The sequence below is a fragment of the Streptomyces acidiscabies genome, from assembly GCF_020010905.1.
GTDB classification, from domain to species: domain Bacteria; phylum Actinomycetota; class Actinomycetes; order Streptomycetales; family Streptomycetaceae; genus Streptomyces; species Streptomyces acidiscabies.
Window position 1 is genome coordinate 949,183 of sequence record NZ_JAGJBY010000002.1, and the last position, 14,408, is coordinate 963,590.

General features: G+C 70.6%; 16 protein-coding genes. 9 read left to right on the forward strand and 7 right to left on the reverse strand.

Annotated features, from left to right (window positions below):
- Nucleotides 1–22: 22 nt before the first annotated feature.
- Together J8M50_RS31325 and J8M50_RS31330 are read left to right on the forward strand one after the other, a co-directional pair.
- Complete coding sequence (locus J8M50_RS31325; protein ID WP_010350526.1) at nucleotides 23–358, forward strand: DivIVA domain-containing protein; 336 nt, start codon at nucleotides 23–25, stop codon at nucleotides 356–358.
- Nucleotides 355–927 carry a DNA-3-methyladenine glycosylase I gene (locus tag J8M50_RS31330; RefSeq protein ID WP_010350525.1) on the forward strand — a complete coding sequence of 191 codons (573 nt, stop codon included), beginning with the start codon at nucleotides 355–357 and terminating at the stop codon, nucleotides 925–927. Before J8M50_RS31325 ends, J8M50_RS31330 begins: the two co-directional genes overlap by 4 nt.
- On the opposite strand, the gene chcB is transcribed toward J8M50_RS31330, so the two are convergent.
- Nucleotides 924–1,715, reverse strand: a complete 792-nt coding sequence (gene chcB, locus J8M50_RS31335; RefSeq protein ID WP_010350524.1) for a 2-cyclohexenylcarbonyl CoA isomerase — start codon at nucleotides 1,713–1,715, stop codon at nucleotides 924–926. The genes J8M50_RS31330 and chcB overlap by 4 nt on opposite strands.
- Nucleotides 1,716–2,077: 362 nt before the next feature.
- On the opposite strand from chcB, the gene J8M50_RS31340 reads away from it, so the two are divergent.
- On the forward strand, nucleotides 2,078–2,245 hold the full coding sequence (locus J8M50_RS31340; RefSeq protein ID WP_010350523.1) for a DUF3117 domain-containing protein: 168 nt from the start codon (nucleotides 2,078–2,080) through the stop codon (nucleotides 2,243–2,245).
- A gap of 81 nt (nucleotides 2,246–2,326) precedes the next feature.
- Here J8M50_RS31340 and J8M50_RS31345 read toward each other — a convergent pair whose 3' ends face one another.
- Nucleotides 2,327–3,025: an O-methyltransferase gene (locus J8M50_RS31345; protein WP_050987113.1), complete on the reverse strand. Its 699-nt coding sequence runs from the start codon at nucleotides 3,023–3,025 to the stop codon at nucleotides 2,327–2,329.
- Between the two features lie 237 nt (nucleotides 3,026–3,262).
- On the opposite strand from J8M50_RS31345, the gene sigE reads away from it, so the two are divergent.
- The 5 genes from sigE to J8M50_RS31370 all read left to right on the forward strand — a co-directional run bounded on the left by sigE (nucleotide 3,263) and on the right by J8M50_RS31370 (nucleotide 8,610).
- A complete protein-coding gene (gene sigE, locus J8M50_RS31350; protein WP_063133272.1) occupies nucleotides 3,263–3,967 on the forward strand; it encodes an RNA polymerase sigma factor SigE in 705 nt (234 codons plus the stop codon).
- Nucleotides 3,968–3,999: 32 nt separating this feature from the next.
- Complete coding sequence (locus J8M50_RS31355; protein WP_010350520.1) at nucleotides 4,000–5,118, forward strand: zf-HC2 domain-containing protein; 1,119 nt, start codon at nucleotides 4,000–4,002, stop codon at nucleotides 5,116–5,118.
- Between the two features lie 172 nt (nucleotides 5,119–5,290).
- Nucleotides 5,291–7,159 (forward strand): S1C family serine protease, encoded by a 1,869-nt coding sequence (locus tag J8M50_RS31360; RefSeq protein ID WP_223786358.1) that lies wholly within the window; start codon nucleotides 5,291–5,293, stop codon nucleotides 7,157–7,159.
- Between the two features lie 225 nt (nucleotides 7,160–7,384).
- Entirely contained in the window at nucleotides 7,385–7,840 is a 456-nt protein-coding gene (locus J8M50_RS31365; RefSeq protein ID WP_029183383.1) for a sec-independent translocase, read from the forward strand.
- 110 nt (nucleotides 7,841–7,950) lie between these two features.
- Complete coding sequence (locus J8M50_RS31370) at nucleotides 7,951–8,610, forward strand: hypothetical protein (protein ID WP_010350517.1); 660 nt, start codon at nucleotides 7,951–7,953, stop codon at nucleotides 8,608–8,610.
- Between the two features lie 50 nt (nucleotides 8,611–8,660).
- On the opposite strand, the gene J8M50_RS31375 is transcribed toward J8M50_RS31370, so the two are convergent.
- The 3 genes from J8M50_RS31375 to J8M50_RS31385 are packed head-to-tail and all read right to left on the reverse strand — an operon-like array spanning nucleotide 8,661 to nucleotide 11,641.
- The gene (locus J8M50_RS31375; protein ID WP_010350516.1) at nucleotides 8,661–9,794 is read right to left on the reverse strand and encodes an Mrp/NBP35 family ATP-binding protein; all 1,134 of its coding nucleotides are present in this window, start codon (nucleotides 9,792–9,794) and stop codon (nucleotides 8,661–8,663) included.
- A 19-nt stretch (nucleotides 9,795–9,813) separates the two neighbouring features.
- On the reverse strand, nucleotides 9,814–10,368 hold the full coding sequence (locus J8M50_RS31380) for a DUF1003 domain-containing protein (RefSeq protein WP_010350515.1): 555 nt from the start codon (nucleotides 10,366–10,368) through the stop codon (nucleotides 9,814–9,816).
- On the reverse strand, nucleotides 10,358–11,641 hold the full coding sequence (locus tag J8M50_RS31385; RefSeq protein WP_010350514.1) for a magnesium transporter MgtE N-terminal domain-containing protein: 1,284 nt from the start codon (nucleotides 11,639–11,641) through the stop codon (nucleotides 10,358–10,360). Before J8M50_RS31385 ends, J8M50_RS31380 begins: the two co-directional genes overlap by 11 nt.
- 178 nt (nucleotides 11,642–11,819) lie before the next feature.
- Between J8M50_RS31385 and J8M50_RS31390 the strand changes: the two genes are divergently transcribed.
- Nucleotides 11,820–12,545 carry a hypothetical protein gene (locus J8M50_RS31390; protein WP_010350513.1) on the forward strand — a complete coding sequence of 242 codons (726 nt, stop codon included), beginning with the start codon at nucleotides 11,820–11,822 and terminating at the stop codon, nucleotides 12,543–12,545.
- Here the strand turns inward: J8M50_RS31390 and J8M50_RS31395 are convergent.
- Together J8M50_RS31395 and J8M50_RS31400 are read right to left on the reverse strand one after the other, a co-directional pair.
- Nucleotides 12,542–13,063 carry a hypothetical protein gene (locus J8M50_RS31395; protein ID WP_010350512.1) on the reverse strand — a complete coding sequence of 174 codons (522 nt, stop codon included), beginning with the start codon at nucleotides 13,061–13,063 and terminating at the stop codon, nucleotides 12,542–12,544. The genes J8M50_RS31390 and J8M50_RS31395 overlap by 4 nt on opposite strands.
- 9 nt (nucleotides 13,064–13,072) lie before the next feature.
- Nucleotides 13,073–14,212 (reverse strand): magnesium and cobalt transport protein CorA, encoded by a 1,140-nt coding sequence (locus tag J8M50_RS31400; protein ID WP_010350511.1) that lies wholly within the window; start codon nucleotides 14,210–14,212, stop codon nucleotides 13,073–13,075.
- Between the last annotated feature and the right edge of the window lie 196 nt (nucleotides 14,213–14,408).

A 14,408-nucleotide genomic window follows, 5' to 3' on the forward strand; every position in this document is an offset into this window, starting at 1 on the left:
CGAGCGGGGCCCGCCGATGGTTATGTTCTTGTTCCTGGTCATCGCGCTCGCCGTGGTGGTCGCCGCGGTGACGCTCGCCGTGGTGGGCGGCGGGGAGGGTACGGGCCCGCTGCCGGAGGAGTCGCCGCAGCGGCTGCACGACCCGCTGCCGTGGGACCGCCCGGTCACGCGGGCGGACGTCGACAGCCTCCGCTTCCCGCTCGCCGCGCGCGGCTACCGCATGTCGGACGTGGACGACGCGCTGGGCAGACTCGCCGCGGAACTCGCGGAGCGCGACGCCCGGATCGCCGACCTGGAGGCCGCGCTGACGCCCCCGCGCGTGTCCGTCGAGAAGGCCGCCCCGGAGGACACCCAGTGACCGACGCCCTCGCCGGTCCGGACGGCGTCCCGCGCTGCCCCTGGGCGCTCTCCACGCCGGACTACGTCACGTACCACGACGAGGAGTGGGGCCGCCCCGTCCACGGCGACGACGCCCTCTTCGAGCGCCTCAGCCTGGAGGCGTTCCAGTCGGGCCTCTCCTGGATCACGATCCTGCGCCGCCGCCCCACCTTCCGTACGGCGTTCAGCGGCTTCCGGATCGCCGAGGTGGCCGCGTTCACGGACGAGGACCGTACGCGCCTGCTGGCCGACCCCGGGATCATCCGCAACCGCGCGAAGGTCGACGCGACGATGGCCAACGCGCGCGTACTGGCCGACTGGACGCCGGGCGACCTGGACGAGCTGATCTGGTCCCACGCGCCGCAGGAACCCCGCAAGCCGCCGAGGACCCTGTCCGACGTACCCGCCGTGACGGACGAGTCGAAGGCGCTGGCGAAGGAGCTGAAGAAGCGGGGCCTGAGGTTCGTGGGACCGACGACGGCGTACGCGCTGATGCAGGCGTGCGGGCTGGTCAACGACCACCTGGAGGACTGCGGCGCGCGGGGTTAGCGCCCCACGTACTTCGGCTTCTCCTTGTTGACGAACGCCGTCACCGCGATCCGGTGGTCCTCCGCCGCGCCCGCGCGGGACTGCAACTCGTCCTCCTTGTCGAGCGTCTCCGTCAACGAGTGCGTCAACCCGAACGCGACCGACTCCTTGAGCGCGGCGTACGCGACGGTCGGCCCCTCGGCGAGCGCGCGGGCCACCTTCAGCGCCTCTTCCCGCAAGGAAGCCGCGGGGACGACCCGGTTGGCGATCCCGAGGTCCAGCGCGTCCTGCGCACCGATGTTGCGCGGGAACAGCAGCAGGTCCATCGCCCGGGACGGCCCCACCACGCGCGGGAGCGTCCACGAGATCCCGGAGTCGGCGGTGAGCGCGACCCCCGCGAACGACGTGTTGAAAGAGGCCGTGTCGGCGACGATCCGGTAATCGGCGGCCAGCGCGAACCCGAACCCGGCACCGGCGGCGACCCCGTTGACGGCGACGACGACCGGCTTCGCGGCACCCGTCAGCGCGCGCGTGATGGGGTTGTAGTGCTCGCCGACCGTGCTCATCACGACGTCCGACCCCTCGGCGAGCAGCCCGATGTGCTCCTTGAGGTCCTGGCCCACGCAGAACGCGCGCTCCCCGGCGGCGGTCAGCAGGATCGCGCGTGCGTCGGGATCGCTCGCAGCGGACTCGACGGCATCCCGCAGCGCGACCTTCGTCGCGACGTTCAGCGCGTTCATCGCCTCCGGACGGTTCACGGTGATGATCGCGAGCCCATCGGTCACCTCGTACAGCACGCTGTCGGCCATGGAGTTGTCCCCTCCGCATCGAAAAATAACGTCGCCAGGGACACAGCATGGCGGAGTCCGCCGTCCGAGGACCGGACGGAGCGTGTGACCTGCGTCAAAGAATACGGCCCTGTTCTCGGACGGCCTAACGCGGCGAGGCGGCGCAGTATCGCAGCCACACCGCCGAATTGGGTGGTTTTGCTCAGGCGCGTTGCCCAAGCGATGCCGTCCGAAGTTGGTCATCGGGTCCTGAGATGCGGGATAATGGCTTGGAAGCAATGTGTTCGATGCCGGTGTCGCGTGTCCCACGCAGGACCGCGCGGTGCCCTCTCCAGGGGCCGTCGGCTTTGACGGTTGAGCTGGTTTCAGGAAGGGGAACGAGCATGGCGGCCATGAAGCCGCGGACGGGCGACGGCCCGCTTGAGGTGACCAAAGAGGGGCGGGGCATCGTCATGCGCGTTCCGCTCGAAGGCGGCGGGCGGCTCGTCGTCGAGCTGACCCCAGACGAGGCCACAGCGCTCGGAGAGGCCCTCAACAAGGTCGTCAGCTGATCGCAACAAGCAGCCCCTTACGACAGTCCCGGCATCGCGTGCGGCGCCGGGGCTGTCGTTTTCACCGGGCGGGTACGTCGCTCAGCGCTTGACCGCGCACAGCAGCCCGTCGCCCACCGGCAGCAGCGACACCACCAGCTCGGTGCTCTCGCGCACCGTGCGCAGCAGCTCGCGCACGCGTACGACCTCCGTCGGCTGGGGACCGGAGTCGACGGTACGGCCGTTGGCGAACACGCCCTCGAAGACGACCAGCCCGCCCGGCCGCAGCAGGCGCAACGATTCAGCTAGGTAGTCCAGCAGCTCCAGCCGGTCGCCGTCGCAGAAGACGAGGTCGTAGCCGGAGTCGGCGAGACGCGGCAGGACGTCCAGCGCGCGCCCGGGGATGAACCGCGCCCGGTTGCTGGCGAACCCGCACGCGCGGAAGGCCTGCCGGGCGAACTGCTGGTGCTCAGGCTCGGGGTCGACGGTCGTCAGGACGCCGTCGGGACGCATGCCGTGCAGGAGATGGAGACCGGAGACGCCGGTGCCGGTGCCGATCTCGGCGACCGCCTTCGCGTCGACCGTGGCGGCCAGCAACCGCAGCGCGGCGCCCGTGCTGGGCGACACCGAGCGCAGCCCTGCCTCACGGGCCCGGTCGCGGGCCCAGAGCAGCGCGTCGTCCTCGGCGGCGTAGGCGTCGGCGAACGCCCAGCTTGCCTGCCGGTTGCCGGTAATGACCCTCTCCTGTTCCCCATGATGTGCCTCGGCGTGACTGTATCCGCTGCGGGCGGGAACCCGCAGATGGGACCGCGCGTTTGAAGGGGTGGGAACGGTGATGGGGGGACACAGTTGGATCACGGCGGCGGGTGGCGCGGCGAGTTCGGACAGACGCAGTTGTATGAGCCGTGTCAGCCCAGATCAAATTCAGGTAAAACCGCTTATCCGGAGCTAACGGGCGAGGTGGCTATGGTAGGGGCTCCACTGGACACCACCAGAGCCGACAGGGGAGGTGCGGCCCAGTCTGTGGATCGGGGAGGAGTGCTCCGGCGCTTTCTCGGATCGGCGGGCAGGCCGAAATCCGTGAACGACACCGCTGACCGCAACCACGCCGGCGACTACGCCCAGACCGCGACCTTCTCCACCGACGCGGACGGGCAGGCGTGGACTCCGCCCACGTGGGAGGAGATCGTCAGCACGCACAGCGGACGTGTCTACCGCCTCGCCTACCGCCTGACGGGCAACCAGCACGACGCCGAGGACCTCACGCAGGAGGTCTTCGTCCGCGTCTTCCGCTCCCTGTCCACCTACACGCCGGGCACCTTCGAGGGCTGGCTCCACCGCATCACCACCAACCTCTTCCTCGACATGGTCCGCCGCAAGCAGCGCATCCGCTTCGACTCCCTCGGGGACGACGCGGCGGAACGGCTCCCCAGCAAGGAGCCGAACCCGCAGCAGCTCTTCAACGACGCCCACTTCGACGCGGACGTCCAGCAGGCGCTGGACACCCTCGCGCCCGAGTTCCGCGCGGCCGTCGTGCTGTGCGACATCGAGGGGCTGTCGTACGAGGAGATCGCGGCGACCCTCGGCGTCAAGCTCGGGACCGTCCGCTCCCGGATCCACCGGGGGCGCTCCCAGCTTCGCAAGGCTCTCGCGCACCGCTCCCCGCAGGCCCGCGAGGCCGAGCGGCGGCGGACGTTCATGGCCCGTGTCCCCGTCCTGGGGGGAGGGGGCGCGACCGCGTGAGTGGACTCGGTGGCTCCAGGCCCAAACCTTCCGTGAACCACGCGGAACAGCATCTCGGTGACCGGCTCTCCGCCCTGGTGGACGGAGAGCTGGGCCATGACGCGCGCGAGCGTGTCCTCGCGCATGTCGCTACCTGCGCGCAGTGCAAGACGGAGGTCGACGCACAGCGCCGCCTCAAGGGTGTCTTCTCCGAGGTGGCTCCTCCGACTCCGTCCGAGAGTTTCCTCGCGCGCCTTCAGGGGCTGCCCGGGGGTGATGACTCCGCGAGCGGAAGTCCCCTCGGGGGCGGCGGGCTCCTCGGCGGTGAGCGGGGGGCCAGATTCGGGTCCAGAGGCTTCGCGGGGCTCGGCGGGGGCTCCGGTGCGCTCGGTGGCGGCAGAGGGTTCGGCGGGTCTTCGGGGGTTCTCGGAGGCGGGGGTTCCGTCTTCGGGGCACGGGCCGGGGAGCCGTTCGAGTTCGGATATCTGCCGGACGACGGGCATGGGGGACGGGGGCAGGGCGCCGACGCTGATGGGCGGGCCCGGGATGTTGCCGCGTCTGTGAGGGCTGCCGGTGACGCTGCCGCGTCCGTGCGGATCTCCGGGGACGCCGCCGCCTCTGTGCGGGGTTCCCGTGGTGCCGTTTCTCTCGGTGACACCGCCGCCGCGTTCTCCGCCTCCGTCGCCGAGAAGGGGTTCCGGGTTCATCCCGTCGGGCGGCACGAGGAGCGGTCGCGGAGTCTGCGGTTCGCGTTCGTCGCCGCCGGGGCCGTGTCGCTCGCGGCGATCGCGCTGGGCGGGGTGACCGGGTCGGCGCCGATCGACCAGACGACCGAGGCGCGGGGTGGAGCGGGGAGCAATGTGACGCCGTCCAGGGCTGCGGGGGCGGCCGTTCCTGACGGTTCCTCTCGGCGCCGGTCGGCCGGGCCGCTTCTCTCGCAGGGGGGCCAGGGTGTGCTGCGGAACACTCCCGCCGCTCCCACGGAGGTGGCCGCGCCGCTGCTGCCGGGGATTCCTACGCCGGTGTCCGCGCGGCACGAAGAGGCGTTGCGGGCGTTGACCGCGCCGGTTGTCGCGGGGGCGGCTGCCATGTCGCCGCTGATACGCCCGCTGTCGGTGAGCTGGCCCACCACCCCGGGGCTGCTGTCTCCTGACGCCACGTCCATGCCTTAGTTCTTTCCGCGGGCGTGAGTCGGTGCGGTCGGCCGGAACGTGACAACAGGGCCCGGGGCGACCTGGTTGAATCCCAGCGGGAACCCGTGTCCATGCCATCCCGGCCGGACGCGCAGACAACGTCCGACCAGCCGCCCGACGCGTCCGGCTCCGGTCGGCTGGTGGGGAGAGCATGGACGGGAAGCCGAGTGAACGCCGGGCTGGGGAACCTGTCGAGGGGGCGGCGGCTTTGGGGGATATGGGGGGTTCCGGGGTGCTGTCCGTCGGCGAGGACGGCGGTGACTTCGAGCTTGCTCGGCCTGAAGAGGGGCGTGGGGATGACGAGTTGAGGGAGCCGGAACGGCCGGTGGTGTCGTTGGTGAAGGGGGACGCCGGTCAGTCGGACGCCGGAGCCGCGCCGCGTGCTGTTGCCGGAGCCGCGTCGGGTCCCGTCGTAGAGGACGGGTCCGTCGAGAGCGCGCCGCGTGATGGCGCGGGCTGTGCCACGGAGACGCCCCCAGGGTCGGCGCCGGACGCCCACAGGGCCGTCGTACCCCAGTCGTCCCCCGGCGTCGTGTCGGACGCCCGCGCAGCCTCCGCACCCGAACCGCCCCTCGCGGAAGCGCCGGACGCCCCTCCGACCCCCGCCCCGCAGCCCCCCTCGGAAGCCACGCCGGACGCGCCTGCCACCCCCGTACCCGAGCCGCTCCTAGATGCCGTGCCGGGCGGCCACGGGACCCCCGTACCCGAACCGCCCCTAGATGCCGCGCCGAGCGCCCCCGACACCCCCCTCCACACCCCCGACGCCTACAGCACACCCCCCTACGGCCACCCAGGCCCCTGGGCCCCCGCCCCTCCCGTCCAGCACCCCGGCACCGCCCAAGGCGACCCCTGGGCCCGGTACGACCCCTGGGCCCCCTCCCCCCTTCAGCAGACCGGCGAGAGCGTTCCCAGTGAGCGGCAGCGGAAGCGGGAGTGGCGGAAGGGGATTGTCGCCGGGGCCTTGTTGCTGGCGCTCGTGTCCGGTGGGGTCGGGGGTGTTGTCGGGGTGCGGTTGGAGCGGCACGGGATCGGGGGGATCGAGTTGCCGCAGGCCCCGCCCGAGCCCCCGGGGAGGGACGCCGACAGTGTCGCCGGGATCGCCGCGCGGGCGCTGCCGAGTGTGGTGACGTTGCACGTGAAGGGCGGCTCGGAGTCCGGGACGGGGACCGGCTTCGTGCTCGACGACCTCGGATACATCCTCACCAACAATCACGTGGTCCAGCCCGCCGGGAGCGGGGGAGACATAACCGTCGTCTTCAATGGAGGACAGGCAGTCAAGGCGGAGATCGTCGGACGGGACGCCGGATACGACCTCGCCGTCGTGAGAGTCAAAGGCGTACGGAATCTGACCCCCCTCCCGCTCGGCAATTCCGACGGAGTCCAGGTCGGTGACCCCGTCGTCGCGATCGGCGCCCCCTTCGACCTCTCCGGCACCGTCACCTCCGGCATCATCAGCGCCACGGAACGGCCGATCACCGCAGGTGGGGACGGGAGCGACGTGTCGTACGTGGACGCGTTGCAGACGGACGCGCCGATAAACCCCGGGAATTCCGGAGGACCCCTGCTGGACGCGCGAGGGCGGGTCATCGGGATCAATTCGGCGATCCGGTCGGCGAACGGGTCGGACACCGGAACGGGACAGTCGGGGTCGGTGGGACTCGGTTTCGCCATTCCCGTCAACCAGGGAAAGCGGATCGCCGAGGAACTCATCAGGAACGGCCGCGCGACGCACCCGATCATCGGCATCACCCTCGACCTCGCGTACACCGGCGACGGCGCGCGCGTACGGACGGACAAGAGCGAGGCCGGTCCGCCGGTGACCGTCGGCGGCCCCGGGGACCTCGCCGGGATCGAACCCGGCGACGTCGTCACGGAGGTCGACGGCAAGCCCGTGCACTCCAGCGACGAGCTGATCGTCAAGGTCAGGGCGCACCGGCCCGGCGACGAACTGCGCCTCACCGTCGTCCGCGGGGGTAAGACGATGAGCCTCTCGCTGGTGCTCGGGAGTGCCGGAGGGTGAGAAAAGGGTGCGGGCGGGAACTGACAGAAACCTCACAGGTGACCGGCGCGCACCCTTACCCCTGGGCAAACATCCCGGAAAACGTCCCGGCCGGGGCGGTGAGGAATGCTCCGGGCGGTACCGGTTCGCCAGGTGTGACAGGTACCGTGGACGCGGCCCGGTCCACGGAAGAACCCGCCGGTACCGCGGAGGGCCGAGGACCGCGGACATCGCAAGGAGCTTCAGGTGTTCAATGACATAGGACCGCTTGAGCTGGTGACCCTCGCCGTCCTGGCCGTGCTCATCTTCGGTCCGGACAAGCTCCCCAAGGTCATCCAGGACGTGACGCGGACGCTCCGCAAGATCCGTGAGTTCTCGGAGAGCGCGAAGCAGGACATCCGTACGGAGCTGGGCCCCGAGTTCAAGGACTTCGAGTTCGAGGACCTCAACCCCAAGACGTTCATCCGCAAGCAGCTGGACAACGATGAACTGGGGCTGAAGGAGATCCGCAACGGCTTCGACCTGAAGTCGGAGATGGCGGAGGTCGCCGACGCGGTGCACAGCACGGCCGAGGCCACTCCGGTGTCGCCCGCGCCCACCGCGGCCGTCGACATGACGAAGCCCGATCTCGCGAAGAAGGCGGACCTCACGAAGAAGCCCGACACCGACGAGCGACCCCCCTTCGACTACGACGCCACCTGATCCGTACGCCCGGCCGGATATGCTGCCGAGTTGTTGTGCGGACCTGACGCGTGCGCCCGAAGGGGGGCGGGCCGTACGGGTCCGCCGAGAGCGAGGAGGCGTCCGGTCACATGGAGACGACGAGTCGAGCGGTCGCGCAGGCGCCGGTCGCGGAGGGCGGACAACCCGCCCCCGCCGTCCGGCGCACCGTGGACGGCTTCCTGGAGGCGCCCTTCCCCTGGTACGGCCTCGACGAGGCGTACACGGGGCGCCGGTGGCTGATGCAGGTCGGTACGGCCGCCGACGGCGCGGTCGAGCACGGTTCCATCGGACACGGCGACGAGCCGTCCGTCCGCCACGAGACCGCCGGTGAGGACCGGGGCAAGTTCGCGGTCGTCGTCACGGTCGCCGCGAACCCGTCCCGCCGCAGCGCCGACGGCACCGGGCTCCTGGAGGCCACCTCGGTCTCCTCCGCCGCCTGGCTGGCCGGCGTGGGGCTGCTGTCCTTCACCTGGCCCGGCCAGATGGACCACAGCCTGCGCGACGACTGGCTGGAGCAGCAGACGGAGACGGCGTGGGTCCTCGCGGACGACCTCGCCGGCGACGACTGGTCCACCCTGACCCTCCCCGTGGACGGGGTACCCACCCCGTTCCACTACCGCGAGTCGGAGTTCGGCTGGGTCCTCGCCGGGTCGACGCAGCAGGGGGTGCACCTCGGGGCGTACGGACGCGGGATGAGCGCGTACGGCCTGGGCTTCTCGACGGTGAAGGACATCGCGGAGTACGCGTAAACGGTCACGGCACGGACCCCGCGCGAGGTCCGTGCCGTATTCGGGGGAACTCAGAACTTGTTGCGCGGCGTGATCCCCAGCGACAGCCCCGAAAGCCCTCGCTGCCGTCCGCCGAGCTTCTCCGCGATCCCCCGCAGCGCGGCGCCCGCCGGGCTGTCCGGGTCGGTCAGGACGACCGGCTTGCCCTCGTCGCCGCCCTCGCGCAGGCGGACGTCGATCGGGATGGAGCCCAGCACCGGGACCGTGGCGCCGGTCGTCCGCGTCAGGCCGTCCGCGACCGTCTGGCCGCCGCCCGTGCCGAACACGTCGACCATCTCGTCGCAGTGCGGGCAGGGGAGGCCGGACATGTTCTCGACGACGCCGACGATCTTCTGGTGGGTCTGTACGGCGATGGAGCCCGCGCGTTCGGCGACCTCGGCCGCCGCCTGCTGAGGCGTCGTCACGACCAGGATCTCGGCGTTGGGGACCAGCTGGGCCACCGAGATCGCGATGTCGCCGGTGCCCGGGGGCAGGTCCAGGAGCAGGACGTCCAGGTCGCCCCAGTACACGTCCGCCAGGAACTGCTGTAGCGCCCGGTGGAGCATCGGCCCCCGCCACACGACGGGCGCGTTGCCCGGCGTGAACATGCCGATGGAGATGACCTTCACGCCGTGCGCGGACGGCGGCATGATCATGTTCTCGACCTGGGTCGGACGCCCGTCCGCACCGAGCATGCGGGGCACCGAGTGGCCGTAGATGTCGGCGTCGACGACCCCGACCTTCAGCCCGTCGGCGGCCATCGCGGCGGCGAGGTTCACCGTCACCGACGACTTGCCGACACCGCCCTTGCCGGAGGCGACCGCGTACACGCGCGTGAGGGAGCCCGGTTTCGCGAACGGCACCTCGCGCTCGGTCTGCCCGCCGCGCAGCGCCGTCGCCAGCTCCTTGCGCTGCTCGTCGCTCATCACGTCGAGCGTGACGTCGACCCGCGTGACGCCGTCGAGCGCGGAGACCGCGTCCGTCACGCGCTGCGTGATCGTGTCCCGCATCGGGCAGCCGGAGACGGTCAGGTACACGGTCACCGCGACCGCGCCGTCCGAACCGATCTCCACCGATTTGACCATCCCCAGCTCGGTGATGGGCCGGTTGATCTCGGGGTCGTTCACCGTCGCCAGTGCCTCGCGCACCGCGTCTTCGCTAGCCATGCCTGAAGTGTAAGGCGCCTTACAGAGCCTCTCGGCGGTCGTTCACATCACGCACAGGTGACCGTTCCGCCGGGAATACGCCCTGCCCGTCCAGCTCCTTGACGAGGTCCTGGAGCTCCGACCTGATCCAGTCCCGCGTCGCGACCTCTCCGAGCCCGATCCGCAGCGCGGCGATCTCCCGGGTCAGGTACTCGGTGTCCGCGATCGACCGCTCGTTCTGCTTGCGGTCGAGTTCGAGGTCGACCCGCGCGCGGTCGTCCTGCCGGTTCTGCGCGAGCAGGATCAGCGGAGCGGCGTACGAGGCCTGCAACGACAGCATCAGCGTCAGGAAGATGAACGGATAGTTGTCGAACCGCAGATCCTTGGGCGCGAAGATGTTCCACAGCACCCACAGGATGATGACGACGGTCATCCAGACGATGAACCGGCCGGTCCCCAGGAATCGCGCGATCCGCTCCGACAGCCGCCCGAACGCCTCCGGGTCCCACTCCGGCAGGAACCGCCGCCGCTGCGGACGGGGCTGGTCGAGCCGTACGCGCGGGCGCGTACCGGTGGTGGTCTTCTCAGGCGCCATCGCTGACCGCCCCCTCCCCGGAGTCGAACTCCGTCTCCCGCCAGTCCTCCGGCAGCATGTGGTCCAGCACGTCGTCCACGGTCACCGCGCCGAGCAGCGACCCCGACTCGTCGACGACGGGCGCCGCGACCATGTCGTACGTCGCGAAGAACCCGGCGACGACCGGCAGCGCGGCGTCCGGGTCCAGGGGCCGCAGGTCGTCGTCGATGATCGAGCCGACGAGCGTGTACGGGGGGTCGCGCAGCAGGCGCTGGAAGTGGACCGCGCCGAGGTACTTGCCGGTCGGCGTCTCGTCGGGCGGGCGGCAGACGTACACCTGCGCGGCGAGCGCGGGGGAGAGGTCCGGTTCGCGGATGCGGGCGAGCGCGTCGGCGACGGTCGCGTCCGGACGCAGCACGATCGGCTCGGTCGTCATCAGGCCGCCCGCCGTGTGCTCCTCGTACGTCAGCAGGCGCCGCATGTCCGCCGCGTCGTCCGGCTCCATCAGCGACAGCAGCCGCTCCTGGTCCGCCTCCGGCAGCTCCGCGAGGAGGTCCGCCGCGTCGTCCGGGTCCATCGCCTCCAGGACGTCCGCCGCGCGCTCCTCCTTCAGCTTGCCGAGGATCTCGATCTGGTCGTCCTCCGGCAGCTCTTCGAGTACGTCCGCGAGGCGGTCGTCGTCGAGAGCCGCAGCGACCTCGCCGCGCCGCTTGGCGGAGAGGTGGTGCAGGACGTTCGCGAGGTCCGCCGGGCGCAGCTGCTCGAACGTCGCGAGGAGGTTCTCGGCACCCTGGCCCTCCTCCTCCAGCGAGATGCCGTCGATGGCCGCCCACTCGACGGTCACCGTCTCGCCCTTCGCCCTGCGGAACGTGCTCGCCGGTTTCCCCTTGCGCAGGAAGACGCGGCTCACCTCCCACTCGCGGCGGGACGGCAGCTGGTGCACCGACAGGTCGAGGACGGTCGCCTCCTCGCCGGTCTCCGCAAGCGTGACGCGGAGGTCGAGGAGCTCGCCGAAGACGAGGCGCTCGGTCGGGCGCTGCTCGAAGCGGCGGACGTTCAGGACGCCGGTCGTCAGGACCTGGCCCGACTGCACGCCGGTCACCCGCGTCATCGGCAGGAAGACACGGCGGCGCGTCGACAGCTCGACGACCAGGCCGAGGAGCCTCGGCGCTCTGCGGTTCGTGCGCAGCATGACGACCAGGTCGCGGACGCGGCCGACCTGATCGCCGTTCGGGTCGAAGACGGCGACACCGGAGAGGTGCGAGACGAAGATCCGGGGGGCGCCGGCTGCCATGACTGGGGTTCCTTCGCTATGGTCCGGAATGTCGGCTCGGGAGGGCTTAAGGCTAGCCCGTCCCGATCGGATACGCGCTGGTGAGGGGTACGGAAGGACCGCGTCCGCCGGGTCTTCGCGACCCCGGTACGCTGCCGTACGCCGTCCCTCACGTTCACGTCGAAAGCGAGCGTCTTTCGTGACCGCATCCTCTCCGGCCCGCACCCGCACCGCGCTGCTCGGGGCGGTGTGCGCGCTCGCCCTCGGGGTGAGCGGGTGCGGTGGCGAGGATCCCGACGCGGGGACGAACGGGGTGGGGAAGCTCGGCGCGGACAAGATCCAGGACCGGGCGAAGACGGCGGCGGCCGGGGTCGACGCGGTGCGGCTCGCCGGGACCGTCGTGACCAGTGGGCGGACGTACCGTCTCGACATGCGGCTGAAGAAGGACGGGGGCACGGGGTCGGTCTCCTCGCAGGGGACGACCTTCCAGCTCCTGCGCGTGGGCGAGGCGCTGTTCCTGAAGGCCGACGCCGGGTTCTGGAAGCAGGACAGCGACGCGACGGACGCGGCCGGCAAGCTGGACGGCAAGTACGTCAAGATCCCGGCCGGGGATCCCTCGTACACGAAATTCAGCGGCTTCACGGACAAGGACCTCCTCCTCGACGGCTTGCTGACCCTGCACGGGTCCCTCTCCAAGGACGGCCATCACGAGCAGGCGGGTACCCGCACGATCAGAATCACCGGCGACAAGGGCTCCGGCGGCACGCTGGACGTCTCGCTGAAGGGCGAGCCGTATCCCCTCCTGCTCCAACGGGCGGGCAGCGCGGGTTCGTTGGCGTTCTCGGCGTGGGGGCAGGACTTCACGCTCGCCGAGCCGTCCAAGGACGAGACAGTGGACTACGGGAAGCAACTACCGGCTTCCTAGCGGGGGTTCTTCCGCTTCCTGAACAGCAGCCTCGGTACGGCTGCCGGGATCGGCTGCCTCGTCGTCGCCGGGGTCGGGAGGGGGCTCGCCGCCAGGTCGCCTTCCGGCGTCGGGAGTGTCTCCCCCGTCGGTTCCAGGCGGAGCAGTCTGCACTCCCTCGCCCAGCGTTCCAACACCGCCTCGCCGTCCGGGGCGTTGAGGCGTTTCGTCTTCAACTCCGTTGCCGCCGCCGCGTATTCGTCGGTGCCCGGTTCCAGGCGGACGACCCTCGCCGTCCAGGTGACCAGCCGGCCGCCCTTGTCCTTGCTGCGGACCGTCACCTCCGCCGTGCCCCCGTCCGCCAGCCCCGGCAGGGGCTGTTCACCGGGGCCGTCGCCCAGGAGGTGCGCCGCGCCTTCGTGCCAGGCGTGCCACAGGGGGCGGGCGGGAGCGTCGGGACCCTTGACCCAGATGAGGCCCGACTTCTTCGTGGCCTCTTCGACGAGGGCCCGGTCCAAGGGGTCCAGGGGGGACGTCATGACGTCACCTTAGAGCCAGCCGTTGCGCTTGAGGGTGCGGTGGATGCCGAAGCACATGGTCACGATGATGGCCATGACCATGGGGTAGCCGTACTTCCAGCGCAGTTCCGGCATGTGGTCGAAGTTCATGCCGTAGACGCCGCAGACCATGGTGGGGACGGCGATGATCGCGGCCCACGAGGTGATCTTGCGCATGTCCTCGTTCTGGGCGACGGACGCCTGCGCGAGGTTGGCCTGGAGGATGGAGTTCAACAGCTCGTCGAAGCCCAGGACTTGCTCCTGGACGCGGGCCAAGTGGTCGGCGACGTCGCGGAAGTACTTCTGGATGTCGGGGTCGATCAACCGCATCGGGCGCTCGCTCAGGAGCTGCATCGGACGCAGCAGCGGAGACACCGCCCGCTTGAACTCCAGCACCTCGCGCTTGAGTTGGTAGATCCGGCTCGGGTCGGTGCCACGCGGCGAGCCGTTGCGGCCCGGCGAGAAGACGTCCGTCTCGACCTCGTCGATGTCGTCCTGGACGGCGTCGGCGACGGCGATGTACCCGTCCACGACATGGTCGGCGATGGCGTGCAGGACGGCCGAGGGCCCCTTCGCGAGCAACTCGGGGTCGTCCTGGAGCCGGTGGCGCAGGGCGCGCAGCGAACCCTGCCCGCCGTGCCGGACGGTGATGACGAAGTCCTTGCCGGTGAAGCACATGACCTCGCCGGTCTCCACGACCTCGCTGTTCGCGTCGAGCTGCTCGTGCTCGACGTAGTGGATGGTCTTGAAGACGGTGAACAGGGAGTCGTCGTACCGCTCCAGCTTCGGCCGCTGATGCGCCTGCACCGCGTCCTCGACGGCGAGCGGGTGGAGCCCGAACTCCCCGGCGATACCCGAGAATTCGGCCTCGGTCGGCTCGTGCAGCCCGATCCACACGAACCCGCCGTCGCGCCGCACCTGACGCATCGCCTCGTGCGGGGTGAGGGACCGGTCGAACTGCACCCGGGCGCCGTTCCGGTAGACCGCGCAGTCGACGACGGCGGACGGCGTCGCGGGGTCGCGCGTCGTGTCGTACGGGCCGGTCAGGATGGTGTCCTTGTGGACCTTGCGCAGGGACGTGACACGGGACGGGCGGACCACGGCGGCACGCAGATCGCGGATCATGGACATGGCAGGGCTCCTTCGCATCGTTGGCCAAAAGGCCACGCCGACGGGTGGAACTGCCCGGAATGAGGACGTCCTGAGCGCTGAGATGTTTCGCACGTCCACAAAGCGGGGAGCACCGCACCGTCGCGGCGGCTTACTTCAAGGAGATGAAACGAAGTGCTCTTCCGCGTGAAGGACGCTGAGAAGCGGGATCGGCCGT